Source organism: Bradyrhizobium sp. 190 (assembly GCF_023073415.1).
In the GTDB taxonomy this organism is placed as follows: domain Bacteria; phylum Pseudomonadota; class Alphaproteobacteria; order Rhizobiales; family Xanthobacteraceae; genus Bradyrhizobium.
Map to the genome: position 1 here is coordinate 322,501 of NZ_JADPJL010000012.1, position 20,291 is coordinate 342,791.

23 protein-coding genes (1 of these 23 running past the window's edge) are annotated in these 20,291 nt (G+C 63.3%); 7 read left to right on the plus strand and 16 right to left on the minus strand.

Translation table 11 applies throughout. The annotated features are described in order from the left end of the window. On the minus strand, positions 1-57 hold the beginning of the coding sequence (locus tag IVB22_RS10600) for a DUF2199 domain-containing protein (RefSeq protein ID WP_256467397.1). It extends 447 nt beyond the left edge of the window; the window shows 57 of its 504 coding nt (coding positions 1-57); its start codon is at positions 55-57; its stop codon lies off the left edge, out of view. 272 nt (positions 58-329) lie between these two features. Between IVB22_RS10600 and IVB22_RS10605 the strand changes: the two genes are divergently transcribed. Beyond that, a complete protein-coding gene (locus IVB22_RS10605) occupies positions 330-938 on the plus strand; it encodes a hypothetical protein (protein WP_247517271.1) in 609 nt (202 codons plus the stop codon). A gap of 174 nt (positions 939-1,112) precedes the next feature. On the opposite strand, the gene IVB22_RS10610 is transcribed toward IVB22_RS10605, so the two are convergent. Continuing rightward, complete coding sequence (locus IVB22_RS10610) at positions 1,113-2,201, minus strand: TRAP transporter substrate-binding protein (protein ID WP_247517272.1); 1,089 nt, start codon at positions 2,199-2,201, stop codon at positions 1,113-1,115. A 343-nt stretch (positions 2,202-2,544) separates the two neighbouring features. Between IVB22_RS10610 and IVB22_RS10615 the strand changes: the two genes are divergently transcribed. Further along, the gene (locus IVB22_RS10615; RefSeq protein WP_247517273.1) at positions 2,545-3,630 is read left to right on the plus strand and encodes an SDR family oxidoreductase; all 1,086 of its coding nucleotides are present in this window, start codon (positions 2,545-2,547) and stop codon (positions 3,628-3,630) included. 8 nt (positions 3,631-3,638) lie between these two features. On the opposite strand, the gene IVB22_RS10620 is transcribed toward IVB22_RS10615, so the two are convergent. The 3 genes from IVB22_RS10620 to IVB22_RS10630 all read right to left on the minus strand — a co-directional run bounded on the left by IVB22_RS10620 (position 3,639) and on the right by IVB22_RS10630 (position 6,571). Further along, positions 3,639-4,952 carry an NAD(P)H-dependent oxidoreductase gene (locus tag IVB22_RS10620; RefSeq protein ID WP_247517274.1) on the minus strand — a complete coding sequence of 438 codons (1,314 nt, stop codon included), beginning with the start codon at positions 4,950-4,952 and terminating at the stop codon, positions 3,639-3,641. Positions 4,953-5,059: 107 nt separating this feature from the next. Further along, positions 5,060-5,860, minus strand: coding sequence for a phytanoyl-CoA dioxygenase family protein (locus tag IVB22_RS10625; protein WP_247517275.1), 801 nt, complete (start codon positions 5,858-5,860; stop codon positions 5,060-5,062). 33 nt (positions 5,861-5,893) lie between these two features. Continuing rightward, positions 5,894-6,571, minus strand: coding sequence for a GntR family transcriptional regulator (locus IVB22_RS10630; protein ID WP_247517276.1), 678 nt, complete (start codon positions 6,569-6,571; stop codon positions 5,894-5,896). Positions 6,572-6,708: 137 nt separating this feature from the next. Between IVB22_RS10630 and IVB22_RS10635 the strand changes: the two genes are divergently transcribed. Next, a complete protein-coding gene (locus IVB22_RS10635) occupies positions 6,709-7,521 on the plus strand; it encodes a class I SAM-dependent methyltransferase (protein ID WP_247517277.1) in 813 nt (270 codons plus the stop codon). Positions 7,522-7,527: 6 nt separating this feature from the next. Here the strand turns inward: IVB22_RS10635 and IVB22_RS10640 are convergent, their stop codons facing one another. Further along, positions 7,528-8,385: a sigma-70 family RNA polymerase sigma factor gene (locus tag IVB22_RS10640; protein ID WP_247517278.1), complete on the minus strand. Its 858-nt coding sequence runs from the start codon at positions 8,383-8,385 to the stop codon at positions 7,528-7,530. 115 nt (positions 8,386-8,500) lie between these two features. Here IVB22_RS10640 and IVB22_RS10645 point away from each other — a divergent pair, with 115 nt between their 5' ends. Together IVB22_RS10645 and IVB22_RS10650 are read left to right on the plus strand one after the other, a co-directional pair. Beyond that, entirely contained in the window at positions 8,501-8,956 is a 456-nt protein-coding gene (locus IVB22_RS10645) for a carboxymuconolactone decarboxylase family protein (protein WP_247517854.1), read from the plus strand. 153 nt (positions 8,957-9,109) lie between these two features. Next, on the plus strand, positions 9,110-10,837 hold the full coding sequence (locus IVB22_RS10650) for an adenylate/guanylate cyclase domain-containing protein (protein WP_247517279.1): 1,728 nt from the start codon (positions 9,110-9,112) through the stop codon (positions 10,835-10,837). 14 nt (positions 10,838-10,851) lie between these two features. Here the strand turns inward: IVB22_RS10650 and IVB22_RS10655 are convergent, their stop codons facing one another. Together IVB22_RS10655 and IVB22_RS10660 are read right to left on the minus strand one after the other, a co-directional pair. Next, a complete protein-coding gene (locus tag IVB22_RS10655; protein ID WP_247517280.1) occupies positions 10,852-11,676 on the minus strand; it encodes an alpha/beta fold hydrolase in 825 nt (274 codons plus the stop codon). A gap of 5 nt (positions 11,677-11,681) precedes the next feature. Continuing rightward, positions 11,682-12,506: an alpha/beta fold hydrolase gene (locus IVB22_RS10660; protein ID WP_247517281.1), complete on the minus strand. Its 825-nt coding sequence runs from the start codon at positions 12,504-12,506 to the stop codon at positions 11,682-11,684. A 184-nt stretch (positions 12,507-12,690) separates the two neighbouring features. Between IVB22_RS10660 and IVB22_RS10665 the strand changes: the two genes are divergently transcribed. Next, positions 12,691-13,233: a methylated-DNA--[protein]-cysteine S-methyltransferase gene (locus IVB22_RS10665; protein ID WP_247517282.1), complete on the plus strand. Its 543-nt coding sequence runs from the start codon at positions 12,691-12,693 to the stop codon at positions 13,231-13,233. 6 nt (positions 13,234-13,239) lie between these two features. On the opposite strand, the gene IVB22_RS10670 is transcribed toward IVB22_RS10665, so the two are convergent. The 6 genes from IVB22_RS10670 to IVB22_RS10695 form a co-directional block, all read right to left on the minus strand. Continuing rightward, complete coding sequence (locus IVB22_RS10670) at positions 13,240-14,043, minus strand: enoyl-CoA hydratase/isomerase family protein (RefSeq protein ID WP_247517283.1); 804 nt, start codon at positions 14,041-14,043, stop codon at positions 13,240-13,242. After that, positions 14,040-14,909 (minus strand): MBL fold metallo-hydrolase, encoded by an 870-nt coding sequence (locus IVB22_RS10675; RefSeq protein WP_247517284.1) that lies wholly within the window; start codon positions 14,907-14,909, stop codon positions 14,040-14,042. The genes IVB22_RS10670 and IVB22_RS10675 overlap by 4 nt, the downstream gene beginning before the upstream one ends. Continuing rightward, entirely contained in the window at positions 14,906-15,193 is a 288-nt protein-coding gene (locus IVB22_RS10680) for a hypothetical protein (protein WP_247517285.1), read from the minus strand. Before IVB22_RS10680 ends, IVB22_RS10675 begins: the two co-directional genes overlap by 4 nt. A gap of 22 nt (positions 15,194-15,215) precedes the next feature. Next, positions 15,216-15,830, minus strand: a complete 615-nt coding sequence (locus IVB22_RS10685) for a glutathione S-transferase family protein (protein WP_247517286.1) — start codon at positions 15,828-15,830, stop codon at positions 15,216-15,218. 143 nt (positions 15,831-15,973) lie between these two features. Beyond that, entirely contained in the window at positions 15,974-16,816 is an 843-nt protein-coding gene (locus tag IVB22_RS10690) for a fumarylacetoacetate hydrolase family protein (protein WP_247517287.1), read from the minus strand. A gap of 226 nt (positions 16,817-17,042) precedes the next feature. Next, the gene (locus IVB22_RS10695) at positions 17,043-17,897 is read right to left on the minus strand and encodes an MBL fold metallo-hydrolase (protein WP_247517288.1); all 855 of its coding nucleotides are present in this window, start codon (positions 17,895-17,897) and stop codon (positions 17,043-17,045) included. 116 nt (positions 17,898-18,013) lie between these two features. Between IVB22_RS10695 and IVB22_RS10700 the strand changes: the two genes are divergently transcribed. Next, on the plus strand, positions 18,014-18,427 hold the full coding sequence (locus tag IVB22_RS10700; RefSeq protein ID WP_247517289.1) for a DUF3775 domain-containing protein: 414 nt from the start codon (positions 18,014-18,016) through the stop codon (positions 18,425-18,427). 10 nt (positions 18,428-18,437) lie between these two features. On the opposite strand, the gene IVB22_RS10705 is transcribed toward IVB22_RS10700, so the two are convergent. Further along, positions 18,438-19,427 (minus strand): NADPH:quinone reductase, encoded by a 990-nt coding sequence (locus IVB22_RS10705; RefSeq protein ID WP_247517290.1) that lies wholly within the window; start codon positions 19,425-19,427, stop codon positions 18,438-18,440. Next, positions 19,424-20,206 (minus strand): SDR family oxidoreductase, encoded by a 783-nt coding sequence (locus IVB22_RS10710; RefSeq protein ID WP_247517291.1) that lies wholly within the window; start codon positions 20,204-20,206, stop codon positions 19,424-19,426. Before IVB22_RS10710 ends, IVB22_RS10705 begins: the two co-directional genes overlap by 4 nt. Between the last annotated feature and the right edge of the window lie 85 nt (positions 20,207-20,291).

The window sequence follows — 20,291 nt, forward strand, 5'->3', positions numbered from 1 at the left end:
AAAGGTCGGCATGCCCTCGTGCCACTCATTGCAGCATGTGCACTTGAAACGAAACATTGCTCCGGGCCGATTGATTCATGTTGGCGACGCGCAACCCTCACAGATTTCGCATTTTGGCGCCAGTCGGTGAACCGCGAGGCCCGCTAACTCCGACCTCAAGGTGTCCGAACGACTGACGCGACGAGCGATCACCAAACTCTGAATGGGTTGTGATCATTCGGCCATGATTCGGCATCAGCTTTCGGCAAAAGTTCACGAGCCATTCAGTCGGGTTCCCATACCCCTTTTGCCCGAGAAACCCGCCCTGCCTTACCTCCAAGGAGCCTTCTATGCGTGAGATCTTTCGCCCCGCCGCCTGCGCTTTGAGTGCTGCATGTCTCGCGTTCGCGTTGTCGGCCATTTCCAGCGACGAGGTGCTGGCGCAGGCCAAGCAGGCGCCGCCGAAGCAATCCGCGCCGGCTCAGGCCGCCCCGCCGCCGGCTGCCGAAGTCCCTGCCATCAAGCAGATCGCGCTGACCGAGAAGCAGATCGAGGGTGTGCTTGCGGCGCAAAAGGATGTCGACGCGATCACCGACAAAATTCCGGACGACGCCAAGCCGGACCCGAAGATCGACGCCCAGCTCGACGCGGTCGCCAAGAAGAACGGTTTTGCCAGCTACGATGAATATAACACCGTGGTCGACAACATCAGCCTGGTGCTAGGCGGCTTCGATCCCGCGACGAAGAAGTTTGTCGGCGCCGAGGCTGTCCTCAAGGCGCAGATCGCCTTGGTCCAGGCTGACAAGAAGATGCCGGCCAAGGACAAGAAGGAAGCGCTCGCCGATCTCAACGAGGCGCTGAAGTCGCCGCCGCCGGCGATCGAGAACAAGGGCAACATCGATATCGTGGCGAAGTACTACGACAAGCTCGCCGAGGCGCTCGGCGAGGGCGAGGAATAGCCCGAAGCGTTTTCAAGCGAAGCATGCCCTCGGACGTGATCCGAGGGTGGACACCGGTTCGCGTGAAGAAAATGCGTCAGAAATAGAGAGCCAGCCGTTCAACGAAGAAGCCCCGGAGAAATCTCCGGGGCTTCTTTTTTTGTCAGCGATCGTGTTTGTCAGTGATCGTACGCCTCAGGTGCGGGTGCGCATCCGCATCATGAAGCTGTCGTAGCTCAATTCAGCCACCTGCATCCACGCCGTGGACTCGTTCCGGAACGCCGCCAGGCTGGTGTACATCTTGTTGAAGTGAGGATTGGTCTTGGACAGATCCGCATAGATTTCATTGGCGGCCTTGTAGCAGGCCTCGAGCACTTCCTGCGGGAACGGCCGCAGGATCGCGCCCCCCGCCAGCAGCCGCTTCAGCGCCGGCGGATTGACGTAGTCGTATTTGCCGGTGACCCAGGTGAACGTATCGTAGGAAGCGGTCTCGATCGCGGCCTGGTAATGCTTCGGCAGGGCGTTGAACTTCTCGAGGTTCACGATGTTGTGCCCCTGGCCGGTGCCTTCCCACCAACCCGGATAGTAGTAGTACTTCGCGACCTTTACGAAGCCGAGCTTCTCGTCATCGTAGGGACCGACCCACTCGGCCGCGTCGATGGTGCCTTTTTCCAGCGCCGGATAGATGTCGCCGCCCGCGATCTGCTGCGGCACGCCGCCGACCTTGGCGATGATGGTGCCCGCGAACCCGCCGACGCGGAATTTCAGGCCTCTGAAATCATCCATCGACTTGATCTCTTTCCGGAACCAGCCGCCCATCTGGGCGCCGGTAGAGCCGGTCGGCACGCCGACGCAGTTATATTCCTTCAGCAGGTCGTTGAGCATGTCCATGCCGCCGCCGAAACGCAGCCAGGAAATATGCGCGCGTGTGTTGAGACCGAACGGCAGCGACGTGCCGAAGGTGAAGGCCGGGTTCTTGCCCCAGTAGTAATAGAGCGCGGTGTTGCCCATCTCGACGGTGCCGTTCGAAACGGCGTCGAGCACCTGCAGGCCGGGCACGATTTCACCGGCTGCGAATGGTTGAATCTGGAATTTGTTGTCAGTGATTTCGGCGACGCGCTTGGCGAAAAATTCGCAGCCGCCATACAGCGTATCGAGCGCCTTCGGCCAGCTCGCGGTGTATCGCCACTTTATCTCCGGGTTCGATTGCGCAATCGCAGGTGCTGCAACCGCGCTCGCGGCGAGACCGACGCCGCCCACTTTCAAGAAATCACGACGTTTCATTTTTGCTTCCCCTCTGCTTTTTGCCGATACCCGACCAAGGGACGACGGTCTCATGCCGTCTTCTCTGATTACCGATGGCCGGTGCTGGACTGTTGTTTAAGGATGTGGGCCCTGAAACCTAGGCTCTTGGTGATGCAATCAATTTTCCCGGCTTTATGGACCTGCGGGCAGGATGACGAATTGGTGATCGATAATCAAGGGTTCTGGCTCCGCCGCAGTTGCGAAGAGATGCCCGAATACTAAGCGTTGAGCAGCCTTGCACGACGAAAGGCTAAGATCGTCCCTGACGTGGCTTGCTGCCGTCTGCTAGTGAAAGCTGCAATGCCCTCGCTGGAGTTCGCCAATGGCCGACAAGAAAGTGGTGGTGGCGGGTGCGACAGGGTTGGTGGGAAATGCCGCATTGCGGCACTTCGGCCGATCCGGCGGCTGCGACGTTGTAGCACTATCGCGCCGCAAGCGGCGCGATCTCTACGGCGCCCGCCATGTTCAGGTCGACCTGACCGATCCGGCGCAATGCACGCAGACGGCTATGGCGTTGCAGGGTGCAACCCATCTCGTCTACGCAGCGCTCTATGAAGCGCCGAATCTGATCGATGGCTGGCGCGATCCAAACCAGATCCGCACCAACGATCTGATGTTGCGTAATCTGATGGCGGCGCTTGAGCCGGTGGCGCAGCAGCTCCACCATGTGGCGCTGCTGCAGGGCACGAAAGCGTATGGCGTCCACGTCCGTCCGCTCACGGTGCCGGCCCGCGAAGGCCGCTCGGAAATGTACGAGCAGCCGAACTTCTACTGGGCGCAGGAGAATTTTCTGCGCGAACTGCAGGAAGGCAAGGCGTGGCACTGGAGCATCCTTCGCCCGGTCCTGATCGTCGGTGAAGCGATGGGCGGTGCCATGGATCTGATACCTCCGCTTGGCGTGTACGCGGCGATGCTGCGCGAGCAGGGGCGCCCTCTCGACTATCCCGGTGGCGCAGCGCGGGTGTCACAGGCGGTCGACGTCGATCTGCTGGCGCGTGCCATCGCGTGGTCCGGCGAGGCCGCGGCCGCGCGCAACGAAGCGTTCAACGTCACCAATGGCGACGTCTTTACCTGGGAGAACGTCTGGCCTTCGATTGCCGAAGCGCTTGGTATGGAGTGCGGCAAGCCGGAGCCGCTGTCGCTGGCGCAGGAATATCCGAAATGGATTGCCCCGTGGGATGAGCTGCGCCGCAGGCACAATCTGGTTTCACCCGGGCTCGAAGAATTCGTCGGGCTCTCGTTCCAATATGCCGATTACAGCATGCGTCATGGCCAGACGCAGGCAGGGCCGCCGTCGATCGTCTCGACCGTGAAGATCAACCAGGCCGGTTTCACCGAGATGATGGATACCGAGGCAATGTTCCGCAAATGGCTCACCCATGCGCGGGCGAGCCGCCTGCTGCCTTAGCCTTCCTGCTACCGGGGCGACGAGAATGCCGCTTCCATCGCCCGGCGCGTCTTGATGGTGTCGTTGTTTTCGTCGACCTCGACATCGCTCCAGCGCACAACAGCGCCATGGGCGACGTCGCTCTTCAGCTTGACGCGATGGGCAAGTCCGATCGGGAGCGCGCCGGCTGAGAGGCTCTTCGCTGCCGGCATCAGTTTGCCCCACACCGTGTAGCCGCCTTCGCCATCGAGCATTTCGCCGGCGCGCAGATCGCGCTTGGCCACCGCGGCAACGTCGCCACGAAAATCATGCGGCTGCCCGGTCGGCTCGTTGCGCAGCGCAGCCGACAGGATGGAAATGTTCAGCTCGAGCCCGATCAGATGATACGGCTTGTACATCGCCGCATATCGGCCTGAGGCGTCGGTCTTCAGCCCATATTGCTTGAAGCAGTCGGCGGCGTAGTCGTTCGGCGCTTCCAGCACGACATAGACGCCCCAGCGCAGGTCGCGGAAAACAGGACGGCCATCGCGTTCGAGCGACGACACGACCTCTGCGAGGCCGGCCTTCTCCAGCACACCGCCCGCCTCACGGGGCCGCATCACATGCGGCAGATCGTCGACGCCGCAGGGCGGAAACAGCAACCCGTCCGACGGCACGTCGAGCCCGCAAGCGTTCGCGATCGCCGCCATCTCGATCGCGGACTTGGTGCCGTCCAGAAACGAGTTGAACATCTGCGGGTTCATGCCGGCCGATTGCGCTTCGCCGGCCGTAAGTCCGTAATGGCCCCAGACGCCATCCGGCGTCACGTCGTGATAGGCGGGCAGATATTTGGTGCCCTTGCCGGCGGCCACGACGCGAAAACCTGTCGCGCGCGCCCAGTCCACCATCTCGGCGGTCAGCGCCGGCTGGTCGCCATAGGCCAGCGAATAGACCACGCCGGCCTTGCGTGCTTCCTCGGCCAATAGCGGGCCGGCCAGCACATCGGCCTCGACATTGACCATGACGACATGCTTGCCCGCCGCAATCGCCGCGCGGGCGTGCCTGATGCCGACGGCGGGATTGCCGGTGGCTTCGACAACGACATCCATCGCGCCGCCGGCAATCGCGCGCGCGCCATCATCAGTGAAGGCGGTTCGCGCGATCCGCTCTGCATCCCAGCCGACGGTGCGGCACGCTTCGCGGGCGCGATCGCGATCGAGGTCGACAATGACGGACACTTCGAGTCCCGGCGTGTGCGGCACTTGCGACAGGAACATCGAGCCGAATTTTCCGGCGCCGATCAGCGCGACGCGAACCGGCTTGCCGGCCGCAAGGCGGGCGTTGAGGAGGCGATGAAGGTTCATGAGGAATATCCGATCGGAGTAAGGCGTGTCCCGGACGCGGTGCAGCCTAAGCGATGCGTAGCGTCGTCCGGCAACGCTGCTCCGCAGAGCCGGGGCACGAGAGTATGTTACTCCGCCGCCTGGCGATGGGCACGCGCCAAACGCAGCAGCGCGTCATCCTCCACCGGCTGGATCGGCGTGAAATCGCGGTGCGCGATATATTCCGGCCGCGTCGGCGTGCGGATGTAGTTCGAAACCGCGTTCAGCGTCAAATAGACGATCTTGCGCGGGTAGGGCGTGATGTTGCCGCTTGATCCGTGCACCAGGTTGCCGTGGAACATCAGCATGCCGCCGGCCTTGCCGGTGGGTGCGACGATGCCGCCTTCCTTCACCAGCCGCGTGACCGTCTCCTCATCCAGCGTCCACAGCGGATAGGACGTCGTTTCCAGGTCGTGCGAGGCCTTGAGGTCGCCGGCGTGCTGGCTCTTCGGCACCAGCATCAGGGGTCCGTTGATCGGCATCACCTCGTCGAGGAAGATCGCGATGTTCATCGCGCGGGGTTCGGGCATGCCGTCATCGCGTTTCCAGGTGCCGTAATCCTGGTGCCATTGCCAGACGTCGCCCGTGAAGGCGGCTTTGGCGTTGATCTTGAACTGGTGCATGTAGAGCTTTTCGCCGAAGAGCTGCTCGATCGGCTCGATCATGCGCGGATGCGCGCCGAGCGCGCCGAACGCTTCGTTATAGAGATGCGCGGCAAAGGCGGTGCGCGGCGCGCCGCTCTTCTCGCGCCACACCTCGGGGCGGTTGGCGTCGTAGATGCTGACGGCCTCACGGGCGAGATAGTCCACTTCTTCCTGGCTGAACAGTTCGGGCAGGAACAGCCAGCCTTCGCGGTTGAAGAATTCGATCTGCTGCTGAGTCAGTTTCATGGCGTTCTCTCCTGTGGTTTTAATTGTCGGCGGTTATGCCGCCTTGTCGTCCGTCGCTCTCAGTCTCTCCTCGGTCATTCGTCCGGCCGTCTGCGCATGCGCCAGCGCCGCGGCTTCCGCGGCCTTTGCATTGCCAGCGAAAATCTGCGCTGCAATCGCCTCGTGCTCCGTCCAGGCGCTTTCGCGGTAATCGAGCTCGGCCAGCACGGTCGCCATCGAGCGGCGCATATGCGGCCATTGCGGCGCGATCATTTCCTCGATCGCGGGATTGCCCGCGAGGCGATAGATCGCGCCGTGAAAATCGACGTCGAGTGCGATCAGCCGCGCCAGCGGCGTGTTTTTATCGATGGTCCGCCCTGCCTGCAGCGCGGCTTCAAGCTGCGCGCGACCCGTAGCGTCGATCTTGGTTTGCGCGGCGGCCAGCCGTGCTGCCAGCGCGTCGATGGCGCCGCGCACTTCGTAGAGCTGGCGGATGCGCTCCGGGTCGAGCCGGGTGACTTCAAAGCCGCGGCGGCCGCTTTCGGCGACGAGCCCCTGCCGGTGCAGCAAATGCAACGCGTGGGACACCGGCTGGCGCGATACGCCGAGCTTTTCCGCAAGCTCGTTCTGCCGGATGCGATGCCCCGGCGGCAGCGAACGGTCGGTGATTGCCTCGAGGATCCGGGCATAGACCTGGTCGATCAGGTTGGGGAGCGGATCCAGGGGGATCATGCCGGCCGTCCTTTTGGAATACGGAATTCCGAATTCAAGGCTAACGGCAAAGGGTGGCCCCGTCAAGGTGGCGAGTCGGGCTGTCGGGGCGGCTGTCTGGGGTTATGCTTCCCGCCGGGGGCGATCGGAGGTTTGCAATGGGCAACGACTCGGCCGGCTTCATTGGCAATATCCCGCAATATTACGATCAAGGCCTCGGCCCGATCATCTTCACCGAGTATGCCGCTGATATCGCGAAACGCGCCGCCGCCAGCGGTCCGGCGCGAGTGCTCGAAACCGCCGCCGGCACGGGCATCGTGACCCGGAATCTGCGTGACGCATTGCCTGACGGCGCGCAGTTGACGGCGACCGATCTCAATCCGCCGATGCTCGATATTGCACAGGCAAAGTTTGGGCCGGGCGAGCAGGTCGGCTTCCAGCCTGCCGATGCAACCGCGCTTCCCTTTGCCGATCAGAGCTTCGACGCTATCGTCTGTCAGTTCGGCCTGATGTTCTTTCCGGACAAAGCCAAATCCTTTGCCGAGGCCTATCGTGTTCTCGCTCGGGGTGGCCGCTATCTGTTCAGCGTCTGGGATTCCCATCGCTACAATTCGTTTGGCCGCATCGCGCACGAGGTGGCAGCGCGTTTCTTCCCGACCGATCCGCCGCAGTTTTACAATGTGCCGTTCTCCTGCCACCAGATCGATCCCATCAAGGAGTTGCTGATAACAGCAGGCTTCGGTGACATCGGCATTGCTGTGATCAGGCAGGAAAGAGAGCTGCCTGACGTCGCGAATTTCGCGCGCGCGGCGATCCATGGTAACCCGCTGATCGATCAGATCCAGGCGCGTGGCGGCGTCGATCCGGCACGCATCGTCGACGCGCTGACGCGGGAATTTCGCCGCGAATTCGGCGATAATCCCGGCCGGATGTCCATCCAGGCCATCGTGTTCTCGGCGGTGAGGAGATGATCCCGCTTACGGCAGCATGGTCACGTCGAACGAACTGAGCCGTTCGGCGTCCGCCACCGCTTCCAACGCAGATATCCGCTCCCCGCTCAGGGTAAGGTGCAGCACGATACGCAGCTGCCCGCCGATGTTGACGGCGACCGCCAGCGTACCGTCGACCAGCGCCGGTTTGGCTGCCTGCGCGCGTCCCTTGAAGGTTTCGGCCACGGCCGTGGCGCCGCGGATTTCGCCGAGCGAGCCGAGCCGTTGGGCGGCAGCATCGGCGCGAAACACCACGTCAGGATCCAGCACCGCGAGCAGCCCTTCGAAGTCGCCCTCGCGGGAGGCCTTGAGGAAGGCGTCGACGATGCTTTTCTGCCGGTCGAAATCGGTGTCCGGCGGCGGCGAGCCCTGCACCCGCCGGCGGGCGCGGCTGGCCAGTTGCCTTGCCGCAGTGGGCGTGCGGCCGACGATCGGGGCGATCTCCTCGAACGGCACGGCAAACATGTCGTGCAGCACGAAGGCCAGCCGCTCGGCCGGCGCGAGGGTTTCCAGCACCACCAGAAGCGCTGCGCCGACGGAATCGGCCATTTCCGCATCGCGCCCATGCGCATCGTCCACGGCAGGTTCCGGCACATGCGGTCCCATCGGCTCCTCGCGCCGCGATTTGCGTGTCCGCAGCATGTCGAGGCAGATGCGGGCGACGACGGTGGTCAGCCAGCCACCAAGGTTTTCGACCGCATGTGCATCGGAACGGCTGAGCCGCAGCCAGGTCTCCTGCACGGCGTCGTCGACCTCGCTGGTCGAGCCCAGCATGCGGTAGGCCACCGCCCGCAGGCGGGCGCGATTGGCCTCGAATTGCTCAGCCAGAAACTTTTTCTCGTCCATCGGTCACATTCCCATATCGCGTTCCGTCTTGGCTATGACGAACGAAACCCCGCCGATGTGACAGCAAATCGGCGCGGCGGCGTCAGAACAGAACAACTCGTGGAGAGTAGAAATGATGCACGCACGCATGAATCACCCGGTCATGGTCGTCCCCGATGCCATGAAGGCGCTGCAGGCGCTGGGTGAATTGACCAAGAACAGCCTGCCGGAAAAGCTGCTCGAGCTGGTGCATCTGCGCGCGAGCCAGATCAACGGATGCAGCGCCTGTGTCGACATGCACCCCAAGATCGCCAAGCGGGCCGGTGAGACCGATGAGCGCCTGTTTGCGGTGGCCGCCTGGCGCGATACGCCCTACTTCACGGAAGGCGAGCGCGCAGCGTTGGCCTTGACGGAAGCGCTGACCCGGCTCAGCGATCGGTCCGATCCGGTACCGGATGAGGTCTGGAGCGAGGCCGACAAGCATTTCGACGAGGCGGAGCTCGCGGCGCTGATTCTGGCGATCGCCAATATCAATGTCTGGAACAGGCTCAATATCGCGGTGCGTCAGCCGGCAGGCGTCTGGAAGGGGTAGCCGCGACAAAATTCCGGTCAGTCTTGACGCTCGGGACCGTGCTTATTTTCCCGGCGCGCGCTAAACAACAAGCCCGGCCGGATCGGCCGGGCTTTCGCTTTTGTTGCTTCATCCCGTTTCCCGATCATGACCGTCCTTCTAGACCAAAAATCGATGCTACGGCCGACCATCCGAAAGCGAATCCTTGGCATCGCCATAGGGTTGATCTTCCTGATGGCGATCACATCGGCGCTGTCGACGGTGATGACACGCAAGATTGCCCATCAGCTCGACGAGTTCAGCGGCAAATATGTCGAAGCGTATGGGCATCTGGCGCGGATGAATATCCGTTCGCTGGAGCAGGCGCTGGCGCTGCGCCGGATCGTGATCGGCAGGATGCAGTCGCCGCCCGACATGGCGTTCTCTGCAGATCAGCGAAAAGTCTATGAAGCGAAGGGACAGGAAATCGAACAGGAGGCGCAAGCGGCGCGCGCCCTGATCAACGCGATCATGGACGATGTCTCCACCGAATCTGACAACGCCCGGCTCGGCCGGATCGACGATCGAATCGAGCGCGTGACCATCGATCTCCGTCGCTATCTCGGTGAGGAATACAAGCGGCTGTTGTCCTTGCTCGATGCCGGGAATTTCGTGGAGGCCAGGGCCAGCCTGACCGACACGCTGCGCGACGAACTCAACCAAAGGATCGAAGATATCCGCACGGACATGCTTGCGCAGGTCCGCAGCGATGCCGTGATGACGATGCGCGACCAGAAGACTGCGATTGTGATCTCCGTTGTCCTGACCTTGCTTGCGGGCATCCTCGGACTGATGTTTTCACTTTTCATCAGCACCGGCATTACCGGACCAGTCCGGCGTTTGCTGGAAGGTACCCGTGCGGTGGAGGCCGGCCGGCTCGACGGGTCGATCGACGTCACCACGCGCGACGAGATCGGCCAGCTCACGACGGCGTTCAACAACATGGTCGAGCAATTGCGCCACAAGGAACGCCTGCGCGAGACGTTCGGCCGCTACGTCGACCCGCGCGTCGTGGAAGGCCTGATCGACCCGCAATCGCTGGCTGCCAGCAGCGGCGAGCGGCGGGTGATGACGGTGCTGTTCTGCGACATGAAGGGCTTTACCAGCCTCAGCGAAGGCATGACGCCGCAGGGCCTCGTCAAGGTGATGAACCACTATCTCTCGACGATGTCGGGACCGATCCGCAGCCATCGCGGCATCATCGACAAATATATCGGCGACGCCATCATGGCCTATTGGGGGCCTCCATTTACCGAGCATAGCGAACAGGCGCGGCTGGCATGCCTTGCCGCCGTCGAGATGGCGGACCGCGGCAAGGCGCTGCGCACCGAACTGCCCGAGCTGCTCGGCGTTCGCACCGTGCCGAGCGACTGCGAAGTGCGCATCGGCATCGCGACCGGCGAGGTGCTGGTCGGCAGCATCGGCTCGGAATTCATGATGAGCTACACGGTGATGGGTGATGCGGTGAATCTGGCGTCACGCCTGGAGAACGCCAACAAGATCTACGGCAGCCATTCGCTGGCGTCAGAACCTGCGATCATCGCGGCCGGCGATGCGGTCGAAGCCCGCGAGATCGACCGGCTGGTGGTTGCGGGCCAGACCCGTCCCGAGGCGGTGTTTGAGATCATCGGGCGCGCGGGCGAGTTGACCGAGAAGCAACTTGAACTGCTGGCGCGGTACGCCGAGGGCCTCGCTGCCTATCGGGCGCGCCGCTGGGATGATGCGCGCCGGGCCTTCCAGGCGGCGCTCGAGGCCGTTCCCGGCGACGAACCGTCTAACGCGATGGCCCAACGTGTCGAGAACTTTCAGGCTAATCCGCCGGCCGCCGATTGGGATGGCGCGTGGCGGCTGGATCAGAAGTAACGCGCGCGGCGCGTTCAGGCCTTCAGAAACTCCAGCACCACGTCGCAGAATTCCTGCGGCGCCTGTTCGAACATCCAGTGGCGCGTGCCCGGGATGATCGCCGTCTTGGCACCCGGAATATGCTCGGCCAGCACGCGCCAGTTTACCGCCAACCCGCCCTTGGTGTCGCCGCCGCCGATCAACAGCGTCGGTGTCTCGATCGAGTTGGCTTCGCTCTTCAGAAACGGTTTGCGGTTTTCGCTGACCTGACCAAGCAGCGTATAGATATTGTCGCGCAATTGCTGCCGCGGCGCCGCAGGCCACCGCGCCCACGCGCCTTCGCCATCGATCCCGTCGACGAAGAGCGCGAGCGCGCCGTCGATGTCGCCGTTTCGCACCATCTCGGCCGCGACCGGAACGCGCGGACCCAGCGGCACGGGGCCCGGAGGCGGGGTGGTTGGCTGCAGCGCAGGTTCGAGATCGCCGCCCGGTTCGGCGAGAATGGCCTTGCGCAACAGGTCCGGCCGCGCCTGCGCCACGCGGAATCCAATATGGCCACCGCGGGAATGTCCCATCAGATCGACCGGCCCCACATTCAGCTTTTCGATGAAGCCGATCACGTCGGCTGTGTGCTGCGCCATCAGATAGTCGTTACCGATGCCGTCCCAATGCTCCGGAAAAAAGCGGCGCAGGCTGAGCGAAATCACGCGGTGTTTCCTCGACAAAGGCCCGAGCACGGCGTTCCAGGTGCGGAAGTCGCCGAGTGTGCCATGCACGAGAACCAGTGGCGGGCTGTTGTCGGAACCTCTGCCAACATCGAGATAGGCGATGTCATAGCCGTTGACGCTCAAGGTCTGCATGGCGATCAATCCTCCGCGAGATATGTCAAAACGATCTCGCAATATTTCTGCGGCGCCTGCTCGAACATCGGATGCGTGGTGCCCGGGATCATCTCGGTACGCGCACCCTTCACGTTGGTGGCCAGCGCATTCAGCACCTTCGGCAGCGTGCCCTTGGTATTGGCGCCGCCGATAAACAATGTCGGCGTCTTGATGGCCTCCGCATCCGCCTTGGAGAACGGAGGCCGCTCGTCGCGCATCTGGCCGATCAGCGTGGTGGCGTTGTCGCGCAGTAGTTGTTTCGGCGTTGCTGGCAGGCGCCTCCAGGCGCCGGGGCCTTCCAGCGCATCCATGAAGATTTGCAGGCCGCCGTCGATGTCACCTTTGGCGATCACCTCAGCGGAAGCCGCAATCCTGCCGGCCAGCGGTGAGGGGCCGGGTTTGTAGGCGGGATCGAGCGTGGTGTCGAGCTCGCCCCCGGGTTCGGCCAGGATCAGCTTGCGCAACAGGTCAGGCCGGCGTTGCGCGACGCGAAAGCAAATGTGTCCGCCGCGGGAATGGCCCATCAGGTCGACCGGCTTCGTATCCAGTTTCTCGATGAAGCCGATCACGTCGTCGACATGCTGCGCGATCGAATAGGTGTCGCCGACGCCGTCCCAATGGTCGGGGAAAAAATGCCGCAACGAAGGCGCGATCACGCGGTGCTTGCGCGTCAGCGGTCCGAGCACCGACGACCAGATCCGGAAATCACACAGCGAGCCATGCACGCACACCAGCGGCGGGCCATTGCCGGCGCTTTGGCCGACATCGAGATAGGCCATGTCATAGCCGTTGACGTGTATGGTTTGCATAGGGCTCGTGAGCTGAGGGGAGGCCAAAGGCCATTGAAAGGCGTCGCGACGTCCCCAGATCATCGGAAGTTGTTCATGCCGTCAAGTTCCCCCGGAATTCGGGTGGATAGCAATAATCTCCAAGCCTAGATTTGGGCTCAAGAGGAAGCTGGGTGGCATTGAACAGGAGAATATGGAGCCAGCCATGACCGGGCACCATTTTACGATATTCGACACCGCGATCGGCCGCTGCGGCATCGTGTGGGGCGAGCGCGGCATCACCTCGGTGCAACTGCCGATGGGCGACGAGAAGAAGACCCGAACCCGCCTGCAGCAGCGCCATGGCGACCTCGTCGAGACAGAGCCGCCTGCGAAGGTGCAGGCCGCGATCGAAGGGATCAAAGAGCTGCTCGAAGGCAAGCCGAACGACCTCGCCGACGTCGTGCTCGATCTCGACGGCGTTCCCGAATTCAACCGCGGCGTCTATGACATCGCGCGCACGATACCGCCGGGCAAGACCATGACCTATGGCGATATCGCCAAGCGTCTTGGCGGTGTCGAGTTGTCGCGCGACGTCGGCCAGGCGCTGGGCCGCAACCCCTGTCCGATCGTGGTGCCGTGCCACCGCGTGCTGGCGGCGGGCAACAAGCCCGGCGGCTTCTCCGCCAATGGCGGGGTGGTGACGAAACTGAAGATGCTGGCGATCGAAGGCGCGGCCGTGAACCACACGCCGAGCCTGTTCGATTGAGCGTATTCACCGACCCTTGAAGTTCGGCTTCCGCTTCTCATTGAAGGCCAGCACGCCCTCGCGGCGATCCTCGGTCGGGACCATGCGGTTATAGGCCTCGATCTCCAGCGCGAGGCCATCCCGCAGCGACAGTTGCAAGCCGCGATGGATCGAGAGTTTCGCCTGGCGGACCGAGATCGGCGCATTGCGGGCGATCCGTGAGGCGGTCGCCAGTGCCGCCGGCAGTAGTTCGGATAGCGGAAACACTTCGTTCACGAGACCCCAGGCGTGGGCTTCGCTGGCGGTAAACGGTTTGCCGGTCAGAATCAGCTCCTTGGCGCGGCGCTCGCCGACGGCACGGGCTAAGGTTTGCGTGCCGCCGCCGCCCGGCATGATGCCGAGCGTCACTTCGGTCAGCGCGAAGCGCGCGCTGTCAGCGGCATAGAGAAAATCGCAGCAGCCTGCGATCTCGCAGCCGCCGCCATAGGCCGCGCCGTTGACGGCACCGATGACCGGGACCGGGCAGTCGATCAGCGCCCGCACCATCCGCTCGAAAATGACGTGCTGGCGCGTCCATGCCTCGTCGGTCATGCCGCGCCGTTCCTTCAAATCGCCGCCGGCGCAGAACGCCTTGTCGCCGGCGCCGGTCAGCACGATGCAGCGCAGGCTCTTCGGATCGAGTGCTGTGTCCTCGAAATAACGAACGAGGTCGCGCCCCATCTGGGTGTTGAGGGCGTTGGACGCGTCCGGCCGATTGAGCCTGATGATCGCCACATGCTCGTCGACCGGCTCGACCGACAGCGTCTCGAAGTTGGATGGGTTCGAACTCATATCGCCTCGCAGGAGAATCCGCTGCCCTTGCGCCGGATCTTTCCGACCGAAGGGGAGGGGAAATGCGCGGTGCAGCACAGCGTATCGGTGTCGCAATAGCGCTCCAGAAAGCTGCGGCGTGTGGCTGCCGCCTGCGCCTGATCGACGTCGAACTTGACGGACAATTCCGGATAGTGCGTTTGCAGCGGGGAATGCATCAGGTCGCCGGAGAACACGGCGTCGTCCTTGCCGCGGCCGAAGGTGAAGGCGGCATGGCCGGGCGTATGGCCCGGCGTCGGGAGGATGCGCGTGTGGTCGCCGATCTCGTAGTCGCTGCGGACGATCTCGGCCTGTTTCGCCTCGACGACGGGCAGCACGCTGTCGCCAAACGCCGGCACGGGCGTTTTCGCGTGTGTCTCGGTCCAGTAGTCGAACTCGGTCTTGTCGAACACGTAGCGCGCCTTCGGAAAAGTCGGCACCCAGCGGCCATTGTCGAGTCGCGTGTTCCAGCCGACATGGTCGACATGCAGATGCGTGCACATGACATAGTCGATGTCACCGACGGAAATCCCTGCAGCAGCCAACCCGCGCGCGTAGGTGTCGTCGGTCTTCATGTTCCATTTCGGCCGCTGCGGCCGCGGCTTGTCGTTGCCGATGCAGCTATCGATCAGGATAGTGTGGTGCGGCGTCTTCACGACGTAGGACTGGAAACACAGGATCAGCACGTCCTGGTCGTCGAGCGCACCGGCCTTTTGCATCCACGCCCGGTTCTCCGCCAGCAACTCCGGCGTCAGACCCGGCAGCATTTCCAGTGCCGGCAGGAAGGTGGTTTCCTGTTCGATGATACGGTGGATGGTGAGATCGCCGACCGTGAATTTGAGGCTCATGCCTGTTCCCTGCTTTTCTGAAGGAGATCAGCGCGCGTCGTTCTATGCCCGGGCACGAACATTGGCGTTGGCGAACTGCAGCCGCGCAGCGATGCGCACAGGCGGCCACCATCGAGCCCGATGCGCTCCGGCGTCGCGGTAGGCCAGCCATCGCCGATGGAGGCCGGGCTGCCGCAGGCGAGGTTGCGCTGGCCGGTGGAGAATTGCGCGTCAGCGGCAGATGCCGCGAGCATGCAGAAGGCGGCAAGACCGATGCGCCGCAATCGCTTGCCACCCTCGCGCATGCCGCTATCTCCGTTCCAGATGTTACGCCGGCGGCGGCACCGAGACCTTCACCGATGGCCGCTCCATCATCTTCTGATGGAAAGCATCGAGCTTCGGAAAGGCCTTGCGCCAGCCGCAATCGGCAAAGCGGAAATCCGCATAGCCGAGCACGCAAGTAAGGCCGATCTGCGCGATGTTGAACGGGCCCGACAGCACCTCGGGCTTGTTCTCGAAGCGCGCCATGCCGGTCCAGGCGCGGTTCCAGTGATCGTCGGACCACGCCTTCCACCGCAGCGGCTCCGGCCGCACCATGCCCTCGTAGCGGCACAGCAGCATGGAGTCGAGCATGCCCTGCAGCAGCGAATGGTCGCTCTTCACTTTCCATCGCTCGGGGCCGGAGGCGGGGATCAGCTTTCCGCCGCCGGCGAGTTCGTCGAGGTATTCGACGATGACATAGGAATCGAGGATGACGTCGCCATTGTCGAGGATCAGCACCGGCAGCTTCTTCAGCGGCGTGATCTTCGAATATTCTTCGTTGGCCTGACCCGGCGCGACGGTCGCGGGGGTGAATTCGATCTTGTCGATCAGGCCGGTCTCGATCGCGGCGATGCGGACTTTTCGGGCGAACGGCGAGGCGGGGGAGAAGGTGAGTTTCATTTTCTTGTTTCCTTGGATGTTTCCTCCGTCATGCCCGGGCTTGTCCCGGGCATCCACGTCTTTCTCGCGGCAAGCGAGTCAAGACGTGGATGCCTGGCACGAGGCCGGGCATGACGACAGCGCAAGCGGCCGCAGCTCGAACCTCACGCTGCGATGATTTCCTGGCGCTGCTCGCCGAGGCCGTCGATGCCAAGCGTAACGACGTCGCCGACATTGAGGAAGGTCGGCGGCTTCATGCCGAGGCCGACGCCGGGCGGGGTGCCGGTGGTGACAAGGTCACCGGGCAACAGCGTCATGAACTGCGAGACATAGGAAATGCACTTCGCCATCGAGAAGATCATGGTCGAGGTGTTGCCGGTCTGGCGGCGCTGGCCGTTGACATCGAGCCACATGCCGAGCTTCTGCACGTCAGGGATTTCGTCTTTGGTCACCAACCACGGGCCGACCGGCCCGAAGGTGTCGTGCGATTTGCCCTTGGTCCACTGGCCGCCGCGCTCCTGCTGAAAATTGCGCTCGGAGACGTCGTTACAGACGCAATAGCCGGCAACGTGGTTCAGCGCATCGGCTTCCGAGACATACTTGGCGCGGGTTCCGATGATGGCGGCGATCTCGACTTCCCAGTCGAGCTTGGTGGAGCCGCGCGGCTTTTCGACGGCGTCGTTCGGGCCCGACAGCGAGGTGTTTGCCTTGATGAAGAAGATCGGCTCGGTCGGGATCGGAGATCCTGTCTCCTTGGCGTGGTCGGTGTAATTCAGGCCGATGGCGACGAATTTCGAGATGCCGGTGACCGGCGCTCCGAAGCGCTGCTTGCCGTCGACGGCGGGAAGTTTGGCGGCGTCCAGCGCGGCGAGCTTGGCGAGCCCGGCCGGCGAATAGGCCTCGCCGTCGAGGTCCTTCACCTGCGCCGAAAGATCGCGCAACTGGCCGGATTTATCGATCAGGCCGGGCTTTTCCGCGCCCTTGGCGCCGTAACGAACAAGCTTCATTTTGTCACTCCCTGCGGGGTTTCTTGGGTTTTGTCGGGGTTTTTGCCCTTCAGAAGCTTCTTGGAACAGCGGGCGCGGAAATTCAACTGCCGAAAGCGCAGGGTAGGGTGGGCAAAGGCGCCCTTGCGCCGTGCCCACCATCTGTCGCCGGGCTTAATGTTGAATGGTGGGCACGCGGAGCCTGTCATCGGGCGCGCGTTCGTGCGACCCGGTGGCTTTGCCCACCCTAGGGATTCTCCAGCGCCACAAACTTGAACGCATCGCCGTCGCGCTTGATGTGCCCGGCGCTGAAGTGCCCGCCGATCACCAGCGTCGGCGTGTCGGCAAAGCGCGAGAACAGCTCGCGGCGACTTACCACGGACTGCTTGGGATCGGAATCCGCAGTCGACGACCAGTCGAGATGGGCCATCTGGCAGGGATGGTGAGCAACGTCTCCCGTCAGCAGGGCTTCCTCTCCGTCCGACCTGATATGGATGCTCATATGGCCCGGGCTGTGGCCGGGCGTTGGGATCAAGGTGATTTCGTCCGCAAGCTGGGCATCGCTGGCCACGAACTCGGCCTTTCCGGCCTCCGCAATCGGCTTCACGGAATCGCTGAACACCGCGAGCCTGTCCGGCGCATCGCTGTGGTCGCGCCAGTATTCGTATTCGGTCTTGCCGAACACGTAACGAGCATTGGCGAAGGTCGGCACCCATTTGCCGTCGACAAGTTTCGTGTTCCAGCCGACATGGTCGACATGCAGGTGCGTGCACAGTACGGTGTCGATGCTATCAGGGGGAAAGCCCGCCGCCGTCAGCCTGTCAAGGAACGGATCTGTTCGGTTGTTCCAGGTCGGCACGTTGCGGCCCTGCTTGTCGTTGCCGAGCCCGGTGTCGACGATGATCCGGCGCGTGGGCGTCTCGACCAGGAATGAGTGGATCGACATTTTCAGCCGCCCTTCCTCGGTCGCAAAATGCGGGATGAGCCAGGGCAGTTTCTGGATTTCCTCGTTGGACGCGAGCGGAAGGATGAAACGGGTGCTGCCGACCGTCTCCATTTCGACAGCTCTCGTGATCTTGACCCTGCCCACCTTCCAGCGCATCCGGCGTTTCCTCTCGGCTCTGTTATTCGCTCAAGGATGCGGGTTTCCATGTTCCGGTGCAATGGATCATCTGACGGCGTTCGGCGTTATCGCATAGCCCGTATGAGGAACATGCGATGCCAGAACTCATGATTTCGCCTGAGAAAGTCGGCTTCCTGATCGAGAAGGCCCGGCAGTTCGACGTCAAGGAAAGCGCGTCCGATCCGGACTCCGGATCCAACGCCACCGATGACGACATGATCGATGTGCTCGAGGACGACGGGCGCGATCCCGTCGCGCGCGAGATCGCCGGCTTCATCGATGCGCTGAGCGAGGATGAGCAGATAGACCTCGTCGCGCTGATGCGGCTCGGCCGCGGCGACGGAACCATCGAGGAATGGAAGGACTTGCGGCAGCAGGCCGCGGAAGGACGCAGTGGTCCAACCGCGCGCTATCTGTTGGGCGAGCCGATGCTCGGTGATTTTCTCGCCGATGGTCTCGGCGAGTTCGGCCTCTCCTGGACGGAGGAACGGACCACGCCGATCCAGTAGCTATCTCTAGCTACTTGGCGCAGTCCACGATCACGGTGCCGAGCTTGTCGCCTTTCTCCACCGCGAGATGCGCCTGCGCAGTGTCCGAGAGCGCGAACTGCGCCGCGACGTTGTGCACGCGCGGACCCGCCGCCAGCCACTTTGAAATGTCCGCCTGCGCCGCCGCCAATAACGGCTGTGGCAGCGCGAACAGCACCAGCGCTCGCAGCGCGATGCATTTTTCCATCAACTCGCGCATCGGCACGACGGGCGTGCGGTTGCCGTTGCTGGCGTAGACCGCGATCGTCGAATTCATGCCCATCAGTTTCAGCGTGGTATCGATATTGCCGCCGAAATCGACATCGACGACGCGGTCGACGCCGCGCTGCCCGGTGAAGGCCATCGCTTTGGCGACGACATCCTCGCTTTTGTAGTTGATAACGAGGTCCGCGCCGGCAAGCCGCGCCTGCTCGGCCTTAACAGCCGAACTGACGGTCGCGATCACCTTGGCGCCGCCCCATTTGGCGAGTTGCACGGCATAGTGACCGACGGCGCCCGCGCCGCCGGTGACGAGTACCGTCTGTCCCACGATCGGGCCATCGCAATAGAGGCAGGTCCACGCGGTCATGCCGGGAATGCCGAGGGTGGCGCCTTCCGCAAACGACAGATTATCCGGCAGCGGCGTCACTAGATGTTCGGCGAGCGTAATGTATTCAGCCGCTGTGCCGAAGGCGCGACCGTTGCGCTGGCCGTTGAACAGCCAGACGCGCTGGCCGGCCTTGAGCCGCGTGACGCCGTCGCCGACCTGGTCGATGATTCCAGCACCGTCGCTGTTCGGAATGACGCGCGGATATTCCATCGGCCGGTAGCCGCCGCCGCGGCGGCCGACATCGGCGGGATTGACGCCGGACGCCTCCAGCCGCACCCGGACTTCGCCCGGCCCGGCCACCGGCGTCGGCATCTCGCCATAGGTCAGCACCTCGGGCGCGGGGCCCGTTCGCTCGTACCAGACTGCCTTCATAGCGTGCCCGGGAAGGCGCCGCCGTCGAGCAGGATGTTCTGGCCGGTGATGAATCCGGCCTTGTCGCCGCACAGGAACGCGCAGGCATAGCCGAACTCGGCCGGGTCGCCAAAGCGGCCAGCCGGATTGAGCTTGGCGCGCTCGGCGAGCACCTGGTCCACCGTGATGCCGCGCTTCTCCGCTTCCGGCTTGGCTGTTCCAGTCAGGCGATCGGTGACGAACGGGCCCGGCAACAGGCCATTGATGGTGACATTGTTGATCACGGTCTTGCGCGAAAGGCCGGCGATGAAGCCGGTGAGGCCGGCGCGCGCGCCGTTGGAGAGGCCCAATATGTCGATCGGCGCCTTGACCGCGGCCGAGGTGATGTTGACGATGCGGCCGAATTTCCGCGCCATCATGCCGTCCACCGTCGCCTTGATCAGTTCGATCGGCGTCAGCATGTTGGCGTCGATCGCCTTGATCCAGTCGTCGCGGGTCCAGTTGCGGAAATCGCCGGGCGGCGGACCGCCGGCATTGTTGATCAGGATATCCGGTTCGGGACAGGCCTTCAGCACGGCCTCGCGCCCGGCCGGCGTGGTGATATCGCCGGCGATCTCGGTGACGGTGACGCCGGGATTGGCTTTGCGAATTTCATCGGCGGTCTTTTTCAGCGCCTCCGCGCCGCGCGCGGTCAGCGTGACATGCACGCCTGCGTCAGCCAGCGCCATGGCGCAGGCGCGGCCCAGGCCCTTGCTCGATGCGCAGACGATGGCGCGGCGGCCTTTGATCCCAAGATCCACTGTTTCTCTCCCGTTGTGTCACGTGATGTTCTTGTAGTCCGATGCAGGCACTCTAGCCAAGTCGCGTGCCGCTGACGAGGTCCGC

Excerpts from the sequence above, each read along its gene's own strand:
- IVB22_RS10685 (WP_247517286.1), bottom strand. The coding sequence starts at position 15,830 with ATGAAACTCACCTTCTCCCCCGCCTCGCCGTTCGCCCGAAAAGTCCGC.
- IVB22_RS10615 (WP_247517273.1), top strand. The coding sequence starts at position 2,545 with ATGGCCGACAAGAAAGTGGTGGTGGCGGGTGCGACAGGGTTGGTGGGA.
- IVB22_RS10620 (WP_247517274.1), bottom strand. The coding sequence starts at position 4,952 with ATGAACCTTCATCGCCTCCTCAACGCCCGCCTTGCGGCCGGCAAGCCG.
- IVB22_RS10640 (WP_247517278.1), bottom strand. The coding sequence starts at position 8,385 with ATGGACGAGAAAAAGTTTCTGGCTGAGCAATTCGAGGCCAATCGCGCC.
- IVB22_RS10695 (WP_247517288.1), bottom strand. The coding sequence starts at position 17,897 with ATGCGCTGGAAGGTGGGCAGGGTCAAGATCACGAGAGCTGTCGAAATG.
- IVB22_RS10680 (WP_247517285.1), bottom strand. The coding sequence starts at position 15,193 with ATGCGCGAGGGTGGCAAGCGATTGCGGCGCATCGGTCTTGCCGCCTTC.
- IVB22_RS10660 (WP_247517281.1), bottom strand. The coding sequence starts at position 12,506 with ATGCAAACCATACACGTCAACGGCTATGACATGGCCTATCTCGATGTC.
- IVB22_RS10690 (WP_247517287.1), bottom strand. The coding sequence starts at position 16,816 with ATGAAGCTTGTTCGTTACGGCGCCAAGGGCGCGGAAAAGCCCGGCCTG.
- IVB22_RS10635 (WP_247517277.1), top strand. The coding sequence starts at position 6,709 with ATGGGCAACGACTCGGCCGGCTTCATTGGCAATATCCCGCAATATTAC.
- IVB22_RS10645 (WP_247517854.1), top strand. The coding sequence starts at position 8,501 with ATGCACGCACGCATGAATCACCCGGTCATGGTCGTCCCCGATGCCATG.
- IVB22_RS10650 (WP_247517279.1), top strand. The coding sequence starts at position 9,110 with ATGCTACGGCCGACCATCCGAAAGCGAATCCTTGGCATCGCCATAGGG.
- IVB22_RS10675 (WP_247517284.1), bottom strand. The coding sequence starts at position 14,909 with ATGAGCCTCAAATTCACGGTCGGCGATCTCACCATCCACCGTATCATC.
- IVB22_RS10610 (WP_247517272.1), bottom strand. The coding sequence starts at position 2,201 with ATGAAACGTCGTGATTTCTTGAAAGTGGGCGGCGTCGGTCTCGCCGCG.
- IVB22_RS10670 (WP_247517283.1), bottom strand. The coding sequence starts at position 14,043 with ATGAGTTCGAACCCATCCAACTTCGAGACGCTGTCGGTCGAGCCGGTC.
- IVB22_RS10605 (WP_247517271.1), top strand. The coding sequence starts at position 330 with ATGCGTGAGATCTTTCGCCCCGCCGCCTGCGCTTTGAGTGCTGCATGT.
- IVB22_RS10705 (WP_247517290.1), bottom strand. The coding sequence starts at position 19,427 with ATGAAGGCAGTCTGGTACGAGCGAACGGGCCCCGCGCCCGAGGTGCTG.
- IVB22_RS10655 (WP_247517280.1), bottom strand. The coding sequence starts at position 11,676 with ATGCAGACCTTGAGCGTCAACGGCTATGACATCGCCTATCTCGATGTT.
- IVB22_RS10625 (WP_247517275.1), bottom strand. The coding sequence starts at position 5,860 with ATGAAACTGACTCAGCAGCAGATCGAATTCTTCAACCGCGAAGGCTGG.
- IVB22_RS10630 (WP_247517276.1), bottom strand. The coding sequence starts at position 6,571 with ATGATCCCCCTGGATCCGCTCCCCAACCTGATCGACCAGGTCTATGCC.
- IVB22_RS10700 (WP_247517289.1), top strand. The coding sequence starts at position 18,014 with ATGCCAGAACTCATGATTTCGCCTGAGAAAGTCGGCTTCCTGATCGAG.
- IVB22_RS10665 (WP_247517282.1), top strand. The coding sequence starts at position 12,691 with ATGACCGGGCACCATTTTACGATATTCGACACCGCGATCGGCCGCTGC.